The sequence below is a fragment of the Streptomyces sp. 150FB genome, from assembly GCF_000818195.1.
GTDB lineage: Bacteria > Actinomycetota > Actinomycetes > Streptomycetales > Streptomycetaceae > Streptomyces.
In genome coordinates this window covers 4,699,778-4,700,693 of the sequence record NZ_JTHL01000001.1, presented here as the reverse complement: position 1 = coordinate 4,700,693, position 916 = coordinate 4,699,778, and the positions used below count along the sequence as shown (strand labels likewise).

Genomic DNA, 916 nt, shown 5'->3' with positions numbered 1-916 from the left:
GCCGTCCTCGGCGGGCGCTGCTACGCGCTGCACCCCTGGATCGAGGGCCGCCACCGGACCGGCGCCCAGTTGGAGCGCACGGAGTCACGGCGCCTGGGAGCGCTGCTGGGGCGCGTCCACACCAGTCTCGAACAGGTGATGGACACCGACCCGGCGACGTTCCCGTACGACGACAGCGCGGAGCCGGCCGACACGTTCGCGCTCATCGACGAACTGCTGGCGCTGGCCCGTAACCGCACGGCGCACGACGCCTTCGACGCCCTCGCCGAGCACCGCCTCACCGAGCGGCGCACCCTGCTGGAACGTCACCACCACCGGCGCCCGCCCCCCGGCTCCGAGCCGGCCTCGGGCTGGGTGCACGGCGACTTCCACCCGCTGAACGTGCTCTACCGGGGCGCCGACCCCGCAGCGATCATCGACTGGGACCGGCTCGGCGTCCAGCCGCGCGCCGAGGAGGCCGTACGGGGCGCGGCGATCTTCTTCGTCCGGCCCACGGGCGAGCTGGAGCTGACCAAGGTACGGGCGTACGCGCGCGCCTACCGGCGGGAGACCGGCGCGGACGCCTCGGAGCTGGCGGCAGCCGTGCACCGGGTGTGGTGGGAGCGGCTCAACGACTTCTGGATACTGCGCTGGCGCTATCAACTGGACGACCGAAGGGCCGACCCGCAGTTCGCAGCGGTGTCGGCCCTGGCGGTGTGGTGGACGAAGGAGTACGAGGCGGTGCTCGACGCCTTCGCAGGATGAGGCGTACCTCGGCGGCCGATCACCGGCCGCCGAGGTACGCCTGACCAGGTCGCGCCTGACCGGTCAGTTCTTGTTGAGGCCGGTCACGCCGTTCCCGCCGTCGCTGCCGTCGCCGCCGCCCTGGTCGCCGCCGCCCGGCCCGGCACTGCCGTTGCCTCCGTTGTCGCCGGCC

1 protein-coding gene is annotated in these 916 nt (G+C 73.5%); it reads left to right on the top strand.

The window, feature by feature from the left end:
• On the top strand, positions 1-744 hold a 744-nt coding region (locus tag QR77_RS20130), incomplete at its 5' end, for a phosphotransferase (protein ID WP_040028307.1).
• Positions 745-916 lie beyond the last annotated feature (172 nt).